The sequence below is a fragment of the Klebsiella sp. CD33 genome, from assembly GCF_051992865.1.
GTDB classification, from domain to species: domain Bacteria; phylum Pseudomonadota; class Gammaproteobacteria; order Enterobacterales; family Enterobacteriaceae; genus Klebsiella; species Klebsiella pneumoniae.
Genome location: NZ_CP197023.1, coordinates 4,947,278 through 4,962,590 on the forward strand (window position 1 = coordinate 4,947,278; position 15,313 = coordinate 4,962,590).

17 protein-coding genes and 1 riboswitch are annotated in these 15,313 nt (G+C 59.9%); of the genes, 9 read left to right on the forward strand and 8 right to left on the reverse strand.

The window, feature by feature from the left end:
• Positions 1 to 13: 13 nt before the first annotated feature.
• Positions 14 to 1,309 carry a phosphoribosylamine--glycine ligase gene (purD, locus tag ACR809_RS24190; RefSeq protein WP_004192662.1) on the forward strand — a complete coding sequence of 432 codons (1,296 nt, stop codon included), beginning with the start codon at positions 14 to 16 and terminating at the stop codon, positions 1,307 to 1,309.
• Here purD and zraR read toward each other — a convergent pair.
• On the reverse strand, positions 1,299 to 2,630 hold the full coding sequence (gene zraR / locus ACR809_RS24195; RefSeq protein WP_004895015.1) for a sigma-54-dependent response regulator transcription factor ZraR: 1,332 nt from the start codon (positions 2,628 to 2,630) through the stop codon (positions 1,299 to 1,301). The genes purD and zraR overlap by 11 nt on opposite strands.
• The gene (gene zraS, locus ACR809_RS24200; protein WP_040245145.1) at positions 2,617 to 4,011 is read right to left on the reverse strand and encodes a two-component system sensor histidine kinase ZraS; all 1,395 of its coding nucleotides are present in this window, start codon (positions 4,009 to 4,011) and stop codon (positions 2,617 to 2,619) included. The genes zraR and zraS overlap by 14 nt, the downstream gene beginning before the upstream one ends.
• A 259-nt stretch (positions 4,012 to 4,270) precedes the next feature.
• Here zraS and zraP point away from each other — a divergent pair, with 259 nt between their 5' ends.
• Positions 4,271 to 4,708, forward strand: coding sequence for a zinc resistance sensor/chaperone ZraP (gene zraP / locus ACR809_RS24205; protein ID WP_002884346.1), 438 nt, complete (start codon positions 4,271 to 4,273; stop codon positions 4,706 to 4,708).
• A gap of 3 nt (positions 4,709 to 4,711) precedes the next feature.
• Here the strand turns inward: zraP and ACR809_RS24210 are convergent, their stop codons facing one another.
• The 6 genes from ACR809_RS24210 to nudC form a co-directional block, all read right to left on the reverse strand.
• The gene (locus ACR809_RS24210) at positions 4,712 to 5,407 is read right to left on the reverse strand and encodes a DUF1481 domain-containing protein (protein ID WP_004895020.1); all 696 of its coding nucleotides are present in this window, start codon (positions 5,405 to 5,407) and stop codon (positions 4,712 to 4,714) included.
• A 12-nt stretch (positions 5,408 to 5,419) separates the two neighbouring features.
• Complete coding sequence (hupA, locus tag ACR809_RS24215) at positions 5,420 to 5,692, reverse strand: nucleoid-associated protein HU-alpha (RefSeq protein WP_002884342.1); 273 nt, start codon at positions 5,690 to 5,692, stop codon at positions 5,420 to 5,422.
• A gap of 186 nt (positions 5,693 to 5,878) precedes the next feature.
• Positions 5,879 to 6,469: a YjaG family protein gene (locus ACR809_RS24220; protein ID WP_002884331.1), complete on the reverse strand. Its 591-nt coding sequence runs from the start codon at positions 6,467 to 6,469 to the stop codon at positions 5,879 to 5,881.
• A gap of 42 nt (positions 6,470 to 6,511) precedes the next feature.
• Complete coding sequence (gene nfi, locus ACR809_RS24225) at positions 6,512 to 7,183, reverse strand: deoxyribonuclease V (protein ID WP_004152311.1); 672 nt, start codon at positions 7,181 to 7,183, stop codon at positions 6,512 to 6,514.
• A gap of 12 nt (positions 7,184 to 7,195) precedes the next feature.
• Positions 7,196 to 8,260, reverse strand: coding sequence for a uroporphyrinogen decarboxylase (hemE, locus tag ACR809_RS24230; protein ID WP_002884329.1), 1,065 nt, complete (start codon positions 8,258 to 8,260; stop codon positions 7,196 to 7,198).
• Between the two features lie 40 nt (positions 8,261 to 8,300).
• On the reverse strand, positions 8,301 to 9,074 hold the full coding sequence (gene nudC, locus ACR809_RS24235; protein ID WP_002884327.1) for an NAD(+) diphosphatase: 774 nt from the start codon (positions 9,072 to 9,074) through the stop codon (positions 8,301 to 8,303).
• A gap of 93 nt (positions 9,075 to 9,167) precedes the next feature.
• Here nudC and ACR809_RS24240 point away from each other — a divergent pair, with 93 nt between their 5' ends.
• From ACR809_RS24240 to thiH, 7 genes are all read left to right on the forward strand, one after another.
• A complete protein-coding gene (locus ACR809_RS24240) occupies positions 9,168 to 9,665 on the forward strand; it encodes an Rsd/AlgQ family anti-sigma factor (RefSeq protein WP_002884324.1) in 498 nt (165 codons plus the stop codon).
• 52 nt (positions 9,666 to 9,717) lie between these two features.
• A riboswitch (TPP riboswitch) is annotated at positions 9,718 to 9,842 on the forward strand.
• 85 nt (positions 9,843 to 9,927) lie between these two features.
• Positions 9,928 to 11,823 carry a phosphomethylpyrimidine synthase ThiC gene (gene thiC / locus ACR809_RS24245; RefSeq protein WP_009485012.1) on the forward strand — a complete coding sequence of 632 codons (1,896 nt, stop codon included), beginning with the start codon at positions 9,928 to 9,930 and terminating at the stop codon, positions 11,821 to 11,823.
• On the forward strand, positions 11,823 to 12,458 hold the full coding sequence (gene thiE, locus ACR809_RS24250) for a thiamine phosphate synthase (RefSeq protein WP_004152310.1): 636 nt from the start codon (positions 11,823 to 11,825) through the stop codon (positions 12,456 to 12,458). The genes thiC and thiE overlap by 1 nt, the downstream gene beginning before the upstream one ends.
• Positions 12,451 to 13,206, forward strand: coding sequence for a thiazole biosynthesis adenylyltransferase ThiF (thiF, locus tag ACR809_RS24255; RefSeq protein ID WP_004177871.1), 756 nt, complete (start codon positions 12,451 to 12,453; stop codon positions 13,204 to 13,206). Before thiE ends, thiF begins: the two co-directional genes overlap by 8 nt.
• Positions 13,190 to 13,390, forward strand: a complete 201-nt coding sequence (gene thiS / locus ACR809_RS24260) for a sulfur carrier protein ThiS (protein WP_002884183.1) — start codon at positions 13,190 to 13,192, stop codon at positions 13,388 to 13,390. The genes thiF and thiS overlap by 17 nt, the downstream gene beginning before the upstream one ends.
• Position 13,391: 1 nt before the next feature.
• Complete coding sequence (thiG, locus tag ACR809_RS24265; RefSeq protein ID WP_004152308.1) at positions 13,392 to 14,162, forward strand: thiazole synthase; 771 nt, start codon at positions 13,392 to 13,394, stop codon at positions 14,160 to 14,162.
• Positions 14,159 to 15,292, forward strand: a complete 1,134-nt coding sequence (gene thiH / locus ACR809_RS24270; protein ID WP_023283120.1) for a 2-iminoacetate synthase ThiH — start codon at positions 14,159 to 14,161, stop codon at positions 15,290 to 15,292. Before thiG ends, thiH begins: the two co-directional genes overlap by 4 nt.
• The last annotated feature ends 21 nt before the right edge of the window (positions 15,293 to 15,313 follow it).

The following is a 15,313-nucleotide window of genomic DNA, read 5'->3' on the forward strand; positions in this document are numbered from 1 at the left end:
CCTGGAGCAGCAGATGAAAGTATTAGTAATCGGTAACGGCGGGCGCGAGCACGCGCTGGCCTGGAAAGCGGCTCAGTCGCCGCTGGTTGATACCGTCTATGTCGCGCCGGGCAACGCCGGTACCGCCCTGGAGCCGTCGCTGCAAAACGTCGCCATCGGCGTCACCGATATTCCGGCGCTGCTTCGCTTCGCGCAGGATGAGAACATCGATCTGACCATCGTTGGCCCGGAAGCGCCGTTGGTCATTGGCGTGGTCGACGCGTTCCGTGCCGCCGGGCTGAACATCTTCGGGCCAACCGAAGGCGCCGCGCAGCTGGAAGGCTCAAAAGCCTTCACCAAAGATTTTCTCGCCCGTCATCATATTCCGACGGCGGAATACCAGAACTTCACCGAAGTGGAGCCTGCGCTGGCTTATCTGCGCGAGAAAGGCGCGCCGATCGTCATCAAAGCCGACGGTCTGGCGGCGGGTAAAGGCGTTATCGTGGCGATGACCCTCGAGGAAGCCGAAGCGGCGGTCAAAGATATGTTGGCCGGCAACGCCTTTGGCGACGCAGGCCACCGCATCGTGATTGAAGAGTTCCTCGATGGCGAAGAGGCTAGCTTTATTGTGATGGTCGACGGCGAGCACGTCCTGCCGATGGCCACCAGCCAGGATCACAAGCGCGTCGGCAACGGCGATACCGGCCCGAACACCGGCGGGATGGGGGCGTACTCCCCGGCACCGGTGGTTACTGACGAAGTCCACCAGCGCACCATGGAGCGGATTATCTGGCCAACCGTGAAAGGCATGGCCGCTGAAGGCAACACCTATACCGGTTTCCTCTACGCCGGTCTGATGATCGACAAGCAGGGCAACCCGAAGGTGATTGAGTTCAACTGCCGCTTTGGCGACCCGGAAACCCAACCGATCATGCTGCGCATGAAGTCCGACCTGGTCGAGCTGTGCCTCGCCGCCTGCGCGGGCAAGCTGGACGGGAAAACCTCCGAGTGGGATGACCGCGCGTCGCTGGGCGTGGTGGTTGCCGCCGGCGGCTATCCGGGCAGCTACAATACGGGCGATGAGATCTACGGCCTGCCGCAGCAGGAAGTCGCAGACGGTAAAGTCTTCCACGCCGGCACCAAACTGTCTGACGACCAGCGCGTGGTCACCAACGGCGGGCGCGTGCTGTGCGTCACCGCGCTGGGTGACTCCGTGGCGCAGGCGCAGCAGCGCGCCTATCAGCTGCTGACCGACATTCGCTGGGACGGTAGCTTTAGCCGTAGCGATATCGGCTGGCGCGCCATCGAACGTGAAAAGGCTAACGGCTAAGTTTCGCCAGCAGCGTTTTGCGCGTAATGCCTAACTGACGGGCGGCTTCGGTTTTGTTGCCGCCCGTTTTTTCCAGCGCCGCCAGAATCACCTCTTTCTCCACTTCCACTAACGGCTGAATTCCCCCCTCCTCGCTCCCGCCTGATGGCAGCGGCGTACCGGCGATCGCCAGGGGCAGTTCTCGCTCAGAGATATAGTTTCCGGTCAGTAGCACCACCGCCCGCTCCACCGCGTTTTCCAGCTCGCGTATATTGCCCGGCCAGGGGTAGTGGATCAGCAGGTCCATCGCCTGTGGCGTGAACCCCTTTACCGTCTTACGATTGCGTTCGGTATAGCGTTTGAGAAAATGCTGCGCCAGCTGCGGAATATCTTCCCGTCGCCGGCGCAGCGGCGGTATCTCGATGGTCACGACGTTGAGTCGGTAATAGAGATCCTGGCGAAAGCGCCCGGCGCTCACCTCTTCCGCAAGGTTGCGATGGGTGGCGGCGATAAGCCGCACATCAACGGCAAGCGTCTGGTTGCTGCCGACCCGCTGCACCTCCCGCTCCTGAATCGCCCGCAGCAAGCGGACCTGCATCACTGGCGAGATATCGCCTATCTCATCAAGAAACAGCGTGCCGCCATCCGCTTCGACAAAGCGTCCTTCCCGCCGCCGATCCGCCCCGGTAAACGCCCCTTTTTCATGGCCGAAGAGTTCCGACTCCAGCAGTGACTCATTCAGCGCCGCGCAGTTGAGCGTGACCAACGGCTTGTCACGACGCTCGCTGCAGGCGTGGATGGCGTGCGCCACCAGCTCCTTACCGGTTCCCGACTCCCCATAAATCAGCACCGTCGCGTCCGAAGGGGCCACCAGCGTAATATCGTTAAGAAGCGCCTGCATCGCCGGGCTGTCGCCAATCATGCCCCACCGTGAATCCGTCGCAACGCTGGGGTCGCTCTCGCTCTGCCGGGTGTGCGCCAATGCCTGAACCAGCGTCTGCTGCAGGGTGTCAAAATCCAGCGGTTTAACCAGATAATCCAGCGCCCCGGACTTAATAGCTTCTACCGCCGTACCGACGCTGGAAAACGCCGTCATGATCAGCACCGGTATCGCCGGGTTATAGGCCTTAATCTCTTTTAACGTTGCGATACCGTCCATCTCCGCCATACGGATATCGCACAGCACCAGGTCGAAGACCTGCTGATGGATCTGCTCCAGCGCCTGCAGGCCGTTGTGAGCCAACCCCACCTGATAGCCCCAGCCGCGCAGCAGCGCCTGCAGGATCGTGCAGTGGCTGATGTCATCATCAACGACCAGAATCTGTACTTTATCGCTGCTCATCTTCCCTCCGTTGAGCATCCACCGGTAACCAAAGCGTAAATATCGCTCCAGCTCCCGGCTGACTTTCGGCGCGGATCGTCCCGCCATGTTGTTCGATAATATTCTGCACTACGGCCAGCCCCAGCCCGGTGCCGTCCGCCTTGGTGGTGAAATACGGCGTGAAGATAGCCTGTAACTCTTCATCGCTCATCCCCTTACCGCTATCCGTGACGACGATTTTCACCCGCTGACGATCGGCTTCGCTTGCTGTTACGCGAATGACGCCGTCACGGCCAATCGCCTGCATTGCATTCAGGTACAGATTCAACAGCACCTGATTCAGGCGATCGGGGTCGGCGCTGATCGTGGTTAACTCAGGTCGCGGAGTAAATTGCAGCGCGATCCCGCGGCTCTGCGCATCCTGGCTTACCAACTGCAATGAGTGGCGGATAAGCGCGTTGATATCGACTGTCTGGTAGTTTAGATGGGCGGGCCGGACCAGCTCCAGCAGCTCGCTGACCACCCGGTTCAGGCGATCAGCCTCTTTGGCCATCACCTGGGCTAACTGATGCGACTCGCCGCCAGGCGGCGTGCGCTCGGCAAAATATTTCGCCAGCCCTTTAATCGACGAGAGCGGGTTGCGGATCTCGTGCGCGACCCCCGCCGCCAGATGGCCAAGCGCCACCAGCTTTTCCTTGCGGGCCATCGCCTCCAGCAGCTGTTTCCGCGAGCGACGATAGCGGCGGAACCAGAACTGAGCGAGGATCGTCGCCGCTATCACCAGCGCGGCGGCACCCAGCATGATGGCCATATTCCGCTGCCCGCGGGCCTGCGCGGCATCCAGCTCGCGGCTATCAAAGGCGATAAAAATCACCTGCGGGACGGTGGCCTGAGCCAGGGCGCTATTGCCGCGGTTCATCATTCCCATATGGTGGCCGCGGGCCGGATTAAGCGGGCGAAAATGGCGATAGATCTCCAGCGCCGGCCGCGGTTCGCTAAGCCGGCGCCAGCGGGCCTGTTCGCCAACCGCTAACGCACGCATCTGCGCCGGGCTATACAGCGTTTTACCCACCTGCTGCGGATCGCTATGGGCGATAATTTTACCGTTTTCATCGGTCACCGCGAACCACAGGACGCCCGGTTGCCAGGCCATCTCTTCCAGCAGGGCCTGCAGCTGCGCATGATGCATACGCATCCCCATCCCGACGCGCGTGCCGGACTCCAGCGCGCGGATCAGCACGCTCCCTTTCTCTTCAATGGTTTGTCGGGCAGCGGTCGTCTCGCGACCGTAGTCGCGGACGATCATCGCGGAGAACAGCATGACCAGCAGCACAACCGTGCCGGTCAGCAGCCAGCTCAGCGCGCCAGCGGCGGCGTCCCGGGAGAGAGATTTGATCTTCATCGGCGAGTCCTTGTCATCTCTTTTTCACTATCTGCAGGCTCCTTCAGCAGAAATCATGCCATGTTTCCGCGCGGCCAATCCTGCTCTCAAACATATCGCCTGCGCTTAAGCGAGTAAAAATGACTCGCCTGACCCTGGCGGAACGGGTCATTTTTACTCGCTCTCCTCGGCAAAGGCTTCGGCAGGCCCACACAGACGGGCTTTTTCAGACTGGCATGGAAGATGCAATACCGAGGGAAACCACACAGGAGAAAATGCCATGAAACGGAACCGTACCTTACCTCTCGCCCTCGTTACCTTTGCCGCGCTGACCTTCGCCAGCAACGCGGCCTGGGCCAACCACCACTGGGGCAACAATAACGGGATGGGCAACCAGGGCTACAGTCAGCTGACCCAGGAGCAGCAGGCTACCGTGCAAAAGCTGCATAACGATTACTATGCGCAAACCAGCGCCCTGCGCCAGCAGCTGCAGTCCAAACGCTATGAGTACAATGCGCTGCTCACGGCGCAAAAGCCGGACAGCGGGAAGATTGAAGCTGTCGCTCAGGAGATGGAAGGCTTACGCCAGAAGCTGGATCAGCAGCGGGTGAAGTTTGATATCGCCCTGGCTGAGGCAGGCGTTCCCCGCGGCGCAGGAATGGGATATGGCGGCTGTCGCGGTAGCGCCGGCGGTCATATGGGCATGAACCATTGGTAAAGGTTAGAAGTTTTTTTCCGTCGGCTGCCAGGTGCAGAAGTTTTCATTGGCGACCAGCAGCAGTTGAGAGCCTTCCGGCGCCTCCAGCCAGGCAATGCTCACTGCGGCGGAAGCGTGGCTCTGGCGGCGTTCAATGTGCGCCAGGGCCCGGCTATCGAGGTCGGGCGTAACCGTCTGCCCTTCGCAGGTCAGCACGGTATGCGCGGCAGCGTTCCAGCGTCCCTGGCGCAGGACGACCCGCCCCTGGCGGAGGGCGTCGCTGGTCTGGCGGATCTGTTCGGCGCGATAACGATATAGCGCGACCTGGTCGCTGGAGAGCTGCTGCTTCTGCCCGTCCACTTCCCGTTGCATAAAGCTCAGATCGCCCTGCGCGTCGAAACGGGCGCGAATATGTTCCGGCGGTTTGCCATAGACATTGAGTTCGATAAGCGCCAGTTGATCGCCCTGCCAGCGATATTCGCTGGTCGAGGTGTCCCCGTGACGCCACGGGCTGAAGGCGGCGAGAAGATGGACTTCATCGCCAGAATCTTTACGCCAGATGCGCATCGCTCCCTGATTGTCCGCATATCCGCTGGCGGTAAACGGCGGTAGCGACGTGTCGTGGCTGCAGGCAGTCAGCAACAGGATGCCCGCCAGCGCCAGAGGCCGGCGCCAGACAGACAAAAGGGGCTTAATAGCCCCTTCGATAAAACTGTTCACTGCCACGCGGTCTTACTTAACTGCGTCTTTCAGTGCTTTGCCAGAAACAAATGCCGGCACGTTAGCTGCAGCGATTTTGATCTCTTTACCGGTCTGCGGGTTGCGGCCAGTACGCTCAGCGCGGTGGTTCACTTTGAAGGTACCGAAACCAACCAGTTGAACAGCATCACCTTCTTTCAGAGACTCAGTAATTGCAGCCAGGGTAGATTCCAGGGCAGCTTTAGCCTGTGCTTTGGACAGGTCAGCTTTGTCCGCAATTACATCAATCAGTTGAGTCTTGTTCATAAGTTATCCTTACAATGTGTTTATCGCTTGCTAAGCATCGAGTGCGACGGAAATGCCAAAAAAGCACCCTCCTGCATACACGCACCGATAGCCACTTTTTTTCGCCCTCCAAATGTAGACCAGACGGGGGGCGGAATGGAAGCCTTCAGACGCTACAATTCAGGCGGTAAATCACGTTTTCTGGTCTCACTGCTGAAAATTTATACCAATATTGCTCTCGCCAGCCTCGCGCAGGTCCGCGCGCAGGCCTTTTATCAGCTCAAGATCACGCTCTTCACAGTCGGCCAGCAGGCGGAAAATTTCCCACTGAATATCCCATTCCTGCTCTACCGCCGGATTCGCTTTCAACTCTTCGTCGGTCATTTCGCGACCTTCCTGGGTCATTTCCAGCATCGCCACGGTGGTGATGGAGGTCTTGCTCACCTCGATCGCGTGCTCGAGCGTTTCGCCGCTCAGACGAGAATGAATCAGTTCACTCAACGCCACGCAAGCGTCTATGGCCGGATAGACACCGTACATGTCGAAATCATCTGCCGCCGGGATCGCCTCTTCCAGCTTCTCCAGCTGGCTGTCGAAATTCACCTTCGCATCTTTAACCGTCAGCGTTTCCCAGATCAGGTCCAGGATACGACGATAAAGCAGGCCGTCGCCAAACTCGGTTTGCTTGCAGAACATCGCGTAGTTGGGATACATACGTTCGCACAGGCAGGCCATAAAAGTGACATGCTGCCAGCTTTCCAGCTTCTCCAGGCGCAGGTGAATCGGGTTTTGTAACATGATGAATTCTCGAAGTCAGAAATTAGGCGCAGTGTACCTGAATCAGCTGTGATTTGCTTGCCAACGCACAAACGACGGACGACGGGACGCCACCGCATCGGCCCAGCGCGTCGGCTCGGGCAGACGGTAGCCTCGCATGCAACGCTCAACCCACATTAAAGCGCTGTCCATGCCTACCCGGTGGCCGGTGCTAATAAACAGCGGGTTGCAGCGCACTTTGCTGCGCCAGACCCAGGCCAGTTGCTCATTTTTATCCATCAGCGGGGCCAGCGCGCCAGGCTCATCACCCAGGTCGCCGATTTTGCCGCACAGGCGTTTTTTCGCCACTCCGATAGTCGGCACATCAATCATCAGGCCAAAATGGCTGGCGACGCCCAATCTCCGGGGATGAGAAATGCCGTGTCCGTCAACGAAGAGTAGGTCCGGTTTTTGCGAAAGCTGCTCCCACGCCGCCAGCAGCGCAGGCGTTTCGCGAAACGAGAGAAAGCCGGGAATATAGGGCATAGAGGTGGCGACCCGCGCCACCTGATACTCCACCAGCTCAAGCTCAGGCCAGGTCAGCAGCACCATCGCAGCCCGGGTGATCTCCCCTTCCTGCTCAAACCCGACGTCCGCGCCGCCGATCAACGCCGGCGGGTCGCGATCCAGTCGATCCGCACGCTCTACCGACGCGGCTAACTGTTGCTGTTGGGTACGTAGTGCGGCTAAATCCATAGGGCTTATCTCCTACTGGTGATAGGGTGCGGACAGACGGTGCACAGCCTCAACAAAGACGCCCGCATGCTCGGGGTCAACGTCCTGATGAATACCGTGTCCAAGGTTAAAGACGTGGCCTTCCCCCTGGCCAAAGCCGGCAAGAATAGTCGCCACTTCTTCTTCAATACGCGGGGCGGACGCATAGAGCATCGACGGATCCATATTGCCCTGTAGCGCTACTTTGTTACCCACGCGACGGCGAGCATCGGCAATATCGGTGGTCCAGTCGAGACCCAACGCATCGCAGCCGGTCTCCGCCATCGCTTCCAGCCACTGACCACCGCCTTTGGTGAACAGAGTCACCGGCACGCGGCGGCCTTCGTTTTCCCGCAGCAGGCCATCGACGATCTTATGCATGTAGTAGAGGGAGAACTGCTGATAGTCGCGGCCGGTCAGCACCCCGCCCCAGGTGTCAAAAATCATCACCGACTGCGCGCCGGCTTTGATCTGCGCGTTGAGATACAGGGTAACGCTCTTCGCCAGCTTATCCAGCAGCGCATGCAGCGCCTGCGGCTCGGCGTACATCATCTTTTTAATCACGGTGAAAGCCTTGCTGCTGCCGCCCTCCACCATGTACGTAGCCAGCGTCCATGGACTACCGGAAAAACCGATCAGCGGCACTTCGCCTTTCAGTTCGCGGCGAATGGTGCGCACGGCGTTCATTACATAGCCCAGCTCCTGCTCCGGATCCGGGATCGGCAGCTTGTCGACGTCGGCTTTACTTTTTACCGGCGAGGTGAAGCGCGGACCTTCGCCAGCTTCAAAGTACAGCCCCAGCCCCATGGCGTCCGGGATGGTCAGGATGTCCGAAAAGAGGATCGCCGCGTCCAGCGGGTAACGGCGCAGCGGCTGGAGCGTCACTTCGCAGGCCAGCTCGGCATTTTTACACAGCGACATAAAGTCGCCCGCTTGCGCACGGGTGGCTTTGTACTCCGGTAAATAGCGGCCCGCCTGGCGCATCATCCACACCGGGGTGACATCAACCGGCTGACGCAGCAGCGCGCGCAGGTAACGATCGTTCTTCAGTTCGGTCATTTTTACATTCCTTTAGCGTTGATACGCCCAGTGTAACATGTCACTCGAACTCTGCCCGACACATCGCGACGGTATCTTCGATAAGCCGCCGCGCCACTGTCCCCGGCGGCGGCAGAAGCGGCAGGTCGTCATAGCGATACCAGTCCGCGGTCAGTAACTCTTTTTTGTCGACCACGATCTCGCCATCTGCGTAATCCGCCATAAAGGCGGTCATCAGCGACTGCGGGAACGGCCATGGCTGAGAGGTCACGTAACGCAGATTTTTTACCCGAATACCGCTCTCCTCCATCACCTCGCGAGCCACCGCCTGCTCAAGGGTTTCGCCGACCTCGACAAAGCCGGCCAGCACGGTGTGCACGCCGTTGCGATGGCGCGTATGTTGCGCCAGCAGGATCGCATCGTCGCGACGGATTGCCACGATAATGCAGGGGGCAATTTGCGGGTAGTAACGTTCACGGCAGTGGCTGCACAGCATCGCCCATTCGCTTTTGCTGGCATGCATCGGGTGGCCGCAGTAACCGCAAAATTTATGCGAGCGATAAAATTCGGCGAGCTGGATCCCCCGCCCAGCCAGCTGGAAGAGTCCCGGATCCTGATCCAGCACCTGGCGCAACGATCCCATGTCATGGCGACGATCCTGGCGCACCATCCACACGGACTCGCCCTGCCACTCGCCAATATGCAGCGCATGCTGGCCGACAAGATCGAAATTAACCGCTTCGCCATGTGGTAATTCTCCACCAGGCAACCATAATTTTTGTTCGTGACTGACAACCCACCAGCCGCGATCTAATTTTTCAATAATACGATCCATATCTATTGCACTACCTTTGCTTCACTGGCATGTTGTTAACATTATATTTACATTTTGGTGAGCAGATTTAAATCAAAACTAGCGGAGTCAATCATGCTAAACCAGCTGGAAAATCTGACGGAGCGCGTTGGCGGTAGTAATGAACTGGTCGATCGCTGGCTACAAGTGCGTAAGCATCTGCTCGTGGCTTACTACAACCTGGTTGGCCTGAAACCGGGCAAAGAGTCGTTTATGCGGCTAAACGAAAAGGCGCTGGATGACTTTTGCCAAAGTCTGGTGGATTACCTCTCATCCGGTCATTTTAGTATTTATGAACGCATTATTGGCGAAATGGAAGGCGATACCCCTCTTTTAGCCGCCACCCGGCTTTACCCGCAGCTGGAAGCCAATACCCAGCAGATGATGGACTACTACGATACCTGCCTCGAAAACGCCATCGATCACGATAACTATCTTGAATTTCAGCAGGCGCTGTCGGATATCGGCGAGTCGCTGGAGGCGCGTTTCGCGCTGGAAGATAAACTGATCGCCCTGGCTGTCGCCCATAACCTGAGCAATGACGTGCGCGATAATATTGCGCCGACCGCTTGAGTTGTGAACCGTTAACGCGTAATTTACGTACATTATCCCTCTGCGGAGGGATTTCATCTTGTCGGAGTGCCTATTTTCCATGCGCAGGCTAACGTGGAAAAGGCTGAGACCGTTAATTCGGGATCCGCGGAACCTGATCAGGCTAATACCTGCGAAGGGAACAAGAGTAAACTGCTGTTCGCGTCAGTCCGTCAGGGCCGATCGCATCTGTTACTCCATCCGTCGTCTGACAAGCCATGTCCTTTTTTAACTGGAATGCGCTATGTCTACTACCAAACTAACCCGTCGGGAACAACGCGAGCACGCGCAGCGATTCATTGATACGCTGGCGGGTACCGCTTTTCCTAATTCACGCCGCATCTATGTTCACGGCTCACAAGCGGATATCCGCGTCCCGATGCGTGAAATTCAGCTCAGCCCAACTCTCGTCGGCGGCGATAAAGATAACCCCCGGTACGAAACCAACGAACCGATCCCGGTGTATGACACCTCCGGGCCGTATGGCGACCCGGATATTAGCATTGATGTCCGCCAGGGGCTGGCAAAGCTGCGCCAGCCGTGGATCGACGCGCGTAACGACTGCGCGCCGCTCAGCGAACGCAGCTCGGCCTATACCAAAGCGCGGCTGGCCGACGACGGTCTCGATGAGCTGCGCTTCAGCGGCCTGCTGACGCCCAAACGCGCCGTCGTTGGCAAATGCGTTACCCAGCTGCACTACGCCCGCCAGGGGATAGTCACCCCGGAGATGGAGTTCATCGCCATTCGCGAAAACATGGGTCGCGAACGTATCCGCAGCGAGGTTCTGCGCCAGCAGCACGCAGGTGAAGGCTTCGGCGCCCACCTACCGGAAAACATCACCCCCGAGTTCGTTCGCGATGAAGTGGCCGCCGGACGCGCCATCATCCCCGCCAACATCAACCACCCGGAGTCTGAACCGATGATTATCGGCCGCAACTTCCTGGTGAAAGTGAATGCCAATATCGGCAACTCGGCGGTGACCTCTTCCATCGAAGAAGAGGTCGAGAAACTGGTCTGGTCAACCCGCTGGGGCGCCGACACGGTGATGGACCTCTCCACCGGCCGCTATATCCACGAAACCCGCGAGTGGATCCTGCGCAACAGCCCGGTGCCGATTGGTACCGTGCCGATTTACCAGGCGCTGGAGAAGGTCAACGGCATCGCCGAGAATCTCACCTGGCAAGTCTTCCGCGATACCCTGCTGGAACAGGCCGAGCAAGGCGTCGACTACTTCACGATTCACGCCGGCGTACTGTTGCGCTACGTCCCGATGACGGCGAAGCGCCTGACCGGTATCGTCTCGCGCGGCGGCTCAATCATGGCTAAGTGGTGCCTGTCGCATCATCAGGAAAACTTCCTCTACCAGCATTTCCGCGAAATCTGCGAAATCTGCGCCGCCTATGACGTGTCGCTGTCGCTGGGCGATGGCCTGCGCCCCGGCTCCATTCAGGATGCCAACGACGAGGCGCAGTTTTCCGAGCTGCGCACCCTCGGCGAACTGACGAAAATCGCCTGGGAATATGACGTGCAGGTGATGATTGAAGGCCCTGGCCACGTGCCGATGCAGATGATCCGCCGCAATATGACCGAACAGCTGGAGCACTGCCACGAAGCGCCGTTCTACACCCTGGGGCCGCTCACCACTGACATCGCGCCGGGCTACGACCATTTCACCTCCGGTATCGGCGCGGCAATGATCGGCTGGTTCGGCTGCGCCATGCTGTGCTATGTCACGCCGAAAGAGCATCTCGGCCTGCCCAACAAAGAGGATGTCAAACAGGGGCTGATTACCTACAAAATCGCCGCCCACGCCGCCGACCTCGCGAAAGGCCATCCCGGGGCGCAGATCCGCGACAACGCGATGTCAAAAGCGCGTTTTGAATTCCGCTGGGAAGACCAGTTCAACCTCGCGCTCGACCCGTTCACTGCGCGGGCCTATCACGATGAAACCCTGCCGCAGGAGTCCGGCAAAGTCGCCCACTTCTGCTCCATGTGCGGGCCGAAATTCTGTTCGATGAAAATCACTCAGGAGGTCCGCGACTACGCCGCGAAGCAAAGTATCGAAGCCGGCATGGCCGATATGTCGAATAACTTCCGCGCCCGCGGCGGCGAAATCTACCTGAAACAGGAGGAAGCCTGATGTATCAACCTGATTTTCCACCCGTCCCGTTTCGTCTCGGACTCTACCCGGTGGTGGACAGCGTGGCGTGGATTGAGCGCCTGCTCGAAGCTGGGGTACGTACCCTTCAGTTACGCATCAAAGACCGGCGCGACAGCGAAGTGGAGGATGACGTGATCGCCGCCATCGCCCTTGGTCGCCGCTATCACGCCCGACTGTTCATTAACGATTACTGGCAGCTGGCGATTAAGCATCAGGCCTATGGCGTGCATCTCGGACAAGAAGATCTGGAAACCACCGATCTGAGCGCTATCCGCCAGGCCGGGCTGCGTCTTGGCGTCTCTACTCACGATGATATGGAAATTGATGTCGCCCTTGCGGCGCGCCCCTCTTACATCGCGCTAGGTCACGTCTTCCCGACGCAAACCAAACAGATGCCTTCCGCGCCGCAGGGCCTCGAGCAGCTTGCCAGACATATTCAACGCCTGGCGGATTACCCCACCGTGGCGATCGGCGGAATTAGCCTGGAAAAGGCGCCGGGGGTACTGGCGACCGGCGTCGGCAGCATCGCGGTGGTCAGCGCCATCACCCAGGCGGCGGACTGGCGGGCAGCGACCGACCAACTGCTGGCGCTGGCGGGAGCGGGCGATGAATGATCACGACTTTATGCGCTATAGCCGCCAGCTGCTGCTGGAGGATATTGCCATCGAAGGGCAGCAGAAGCTGTTAGCCAGTCGAGTGCTGATTATTGGCCTTGGCGGGCTGGGCTCCCCGGCGGCGCTCTATCTGGCCGGGGCTGGCGTCGGGACGCTGACCCTGGCCGATGACGACGCGGTGCATCTCAGCAACCTGCAACGGCAGATCTTGTTCACCAGCGCGGATATCGATCGGCCAAAAGCCGCAGCGGCACAGACCCGGCTCAGCCAGCTAAACCCGCAGATCAAACTGGTAGCGCTCCAGCAGCGCTTAAGCGGCGAGGCGCTACGCGCCGAAGTGGCGAAAGCGGACGTGGTGCTGGACTGTACCGATAATATGGTCACCCGCCAGGCGATCAATGCCGCCTGTGTGGCCCTCGATACCCCGTTAGTGACCGCCAGCGCCGTGGGCTTCGGCGGTCAGCTGATGGTGCTCACCCCGCCCTGGACGCAGGGCTGCTATCGCTGCCTGTGGCCGGAAAGCGATGAACCGCAGCGCAACTGCCGCACCGCGGGGATCGTCGGCCCGGTGGTCGGCATGATGGGCACCCTGCAGGCGCTGGAGACAATTAAGCTGCTCAGCGGCATGGCGACGCCGCGCAACACCCTGCGGCTGTTCGACGCCCGCACCAGCAACTGGCGCGCCCTTGCGCTACAGCGTTCCCGGAGCTGCCCGGTGTGCGGAGGGCGGCATGCAGATCTGGTTTAACGACGAGCCGCTGGCGTGCGCCGACAATCTCAGCGTCAGCGCCCTGCTGACCCAGCTCGAACAGCAGCAGCCGGGCGTTGCGCTGGCGCTCAATCAACACATCCTGCCGCGCGACCGGTGGGAAGATCATCTCTTGCAGGAAGGCGATCGGGTCCTGCTTTTTCAGGTTATCGCTGGAGGCTGACATGTTACGTATTGCAGACAAAACGTTTGAATCCCATCTTTTCACCGGTACCGGCAAATTCGCCGCCCCGGAGGTGATGGTCGAGGCGATTCGCGCCTCGGGCAGCCAGCTGGTAACCCTGGCGATGAAGCGCGTCGATTTACGCCAGCGCAATGACGCCATCCTCGCCCCGCTGCTGGCGGCGGGGGTTAACCTGCTGCCGAATACCTCAGGCGCCAAGACGGCGGAAGAGGCGGTGTTTGCCGCCCGCCTGGCGCGGGAAGCCCTGGGTACCCATTGGCTGAAGCTGGAGATCCACCCGGACGCCCGCTGGCTGCTGCCCGACCCGATTGAAACCCTGAAAGCGGCGGAGCTGCTGGTCCGCGAAGGGTTCGTGGTGCTGCCCTACTGCGGCGCCGATCCGGTGCTGTGTAAACGACTGGAAGAGGTAGGCTGCGCGGCGGTGATGCCGCTGGGTGCGCCGATCGGCTCCAATCAGGGGCTGGAAACCAAAGCCATGCTGGAGATTATTATCGAGCAGGCGACGGTCCCGGTGGTGGTCGACGCCGGGATCGGCGTCCCGAGCCATGCGGCGCAGGCGCTGGAGATGGGCGCGGACGCGGTGCTGGTCAATACCGCCATTGCCGTCGCCGACGACCCCGTGGCCATGGCCCGCGCCTTCCGTATGGCGATCGATGCCGGATTACTGGCGCGTCAGGCCGGACCGGGGGCACGCAGTACGCAGGCGCAGGCCACCAGCCCGCTCACCGGATTCCTGGAGGCGCTGGCATGAAAACCTTTAGCGATCGCTGGCGGCAGCTGGAGTGGGACGATATCCGCCTGCGCATCAACAGCAAAACCGCCGTCGACGTCGAACGGGCGCTGGCGGCCAAACAGCTCACCCGCGATGATATGATGGCCCTGCTCTCGCCTGCCGCGGCCAATTACCTTGAACCGCTGGCCCAGCGCGCGCAGCGCCTCACCCGGCAGCGCTTCGGCAATACCGTCAGCTTCTACGTGCCGCTGTATCTCTCCAACCTGTGCGCTAACGACTGCACCTACTGTGGCTTCTCGATGAGCAACCGCATTAAGCGCAAGACGCTGGATGCCGCCGAGATTGCCCGCGAGTGCGCCGCAATCCGCAACCTGGGCTTTGAGCATCTGCTGCTGGTGACCGGCGAACATCAGGGTAAGGTGGGAATGGATTATTTCCGTCAGCACCTACCGGCTATCCGCAGCCAGTTTGCCTCGCTGCATATGGAAGTGCAGCCGCTGGCGACTGAAGAGTATGCCGAGCTGAAAACCCTGGGGCTCGACGGGGTGATGGTCTATCAGGAGACCTATCATGAAAGCATGTACGCCCAACACCATCTGAAAGGAAAAAAGCAGGATTTCTTCTGGCGGCTGGATACGCCGGATCGCTTAGGCGCGGCGGGGATCGATAAGATCGGCCTTGGCGCGCTCATCGGCCTTTCCGACAGCTGGCGAGTGGACTGCTTTATAGTCGCTGAGCACCTGCTGTGGCTGCAGCAGCGCTACTGGCGCAGCCGCTATTCGGTCTCCTTCCCGCGCCTGCGTCCCTGCGCCGGCGGTATTGAACCGGCTTCGCTGATGGATGAGCGCCAGCTGGTGCAAACTATCTGCGCCTTCCGCCTGCTGGCGCCAGAGGTTGAGCTGTCGCTATCCACCCGCGAATCACCCTGGTTCCGCGACCGGGTGATCCCGCTGGCGATCAATAACGTCAGCGCCTTCTCTAAAACCCAGCCCGGCGGCTACGCCGACGATCATCCGGAGCTCGAGCAATTTGCCCCGCACGACGATCGCCGCCCTGAAGAGGTCGCCAGCGCGCTGGCCGCCCGCGGCCTGCAGCCGGTATGGAAAGACTGGGATAGCTGGCTGGGACGCGCTTCGCAAACCTCATGATGTACAGTGTAAACGCCTGAT

Coding starts and splice junctions, on each gene's coding strand:
- purD (WP_004192662.1), top strand. CDS start 14: ATGAAAGTATTAGTAATCGGTAACGGCGGGCGCGAGCACGCGCTGGCC.
- zraR (WP_004895015.1), bottom strand. CDS start 2,630: ATGAGCAGCGATAAAGTACAGATTCTGGTCGTTGATGATGACATCAGC.
- zraS (WP_040245145.1), bottom strand. CDS start 4,011: ATGAAGATCAAATCTCTCTCCCGGGACGCCGCCGCTGGCGCGCTGAGC.
- zraP (WP_002884346.1), top strand. CDS start 4,271: ATGAAACGGAACCGTACCTTACCTCTCGCCCTCGTTACCTTTGCCGCG.
- hupA (WP_002884342.1), bottom strand. CDS start 5,692: ATGAACAAGACTCAACTGATTGATGTAATTGCGGACAAAGCTGACCTG.
- ACR809_RS24220 (WP_002884331.1), bottom strand. CDS start 6,469: ATGTTACAAAACCCGATTCACCTGCGCCTGGAGAAGCTGGAAAGCTGG.
- nfi (WP_004152311.1), bottom strand. CDS start 7,183: ATGGATTTAGCCGCACTACGTACCCAACAGCAACAGTTAGCCGCGTCG.
- hemE (WP_002884329.1), bottom strand. CDS start 8,260: ATGACCGAACTGAAGAACGATCGTTACCTGCGCGCGCTGCTGCGTCAG.
- nudC (WP_002884327.1), bottom strand. CDS start 9,074: ATGGATCGTATTATTGAAAAATTAGATCGCGGCTGGTGGGTTGTCAGT.
- ACR809_RS24240 (WP_002884324.1), top strand. CDS start 9,168: ATGCTAAACCAGCTGGAAAATCTGACGGAGCGCGTTGGCGGTAGTAAT.
- thiC (WP_009485012.1), top strand. CDS start 9,928: ATGTCTACTACCAAACTAACCCGTCGGGAACAACGCGAGCACGCGCAG.
- thiE (WP_004152310.1), top strand. CDS start 11,823: ATGTATCAACCTGATTTTCCACCCGTCCCGTTTCGTCTCGGACTCTAC.
- thiF (WP_004177871.1), top strand. CDS start 12,451: ATGAATGATCACGACTTTATGCGCTATAGCCGCCAGCTGCTGCTGGAG.
- thiS (WP_002884183.1), top strand. CDS start 13,190: ATGCAGATCTGGTTTAACGACGAGCCGCTGGCGTGCGCCGACAATCTC.
- thiG (WP_004152308.1), top strand. CDS start 13,392: ATGTTACGTATTGCAGACAAAACGTTTGAATCCCATCTTTTCACCGGT.
- thiH (WP_023283120.1), top strand. CDS start 14,159: ATGAAAACCTTTAGCGATCGCTGGCGGCAGCTGGAGTGGGACGATATC.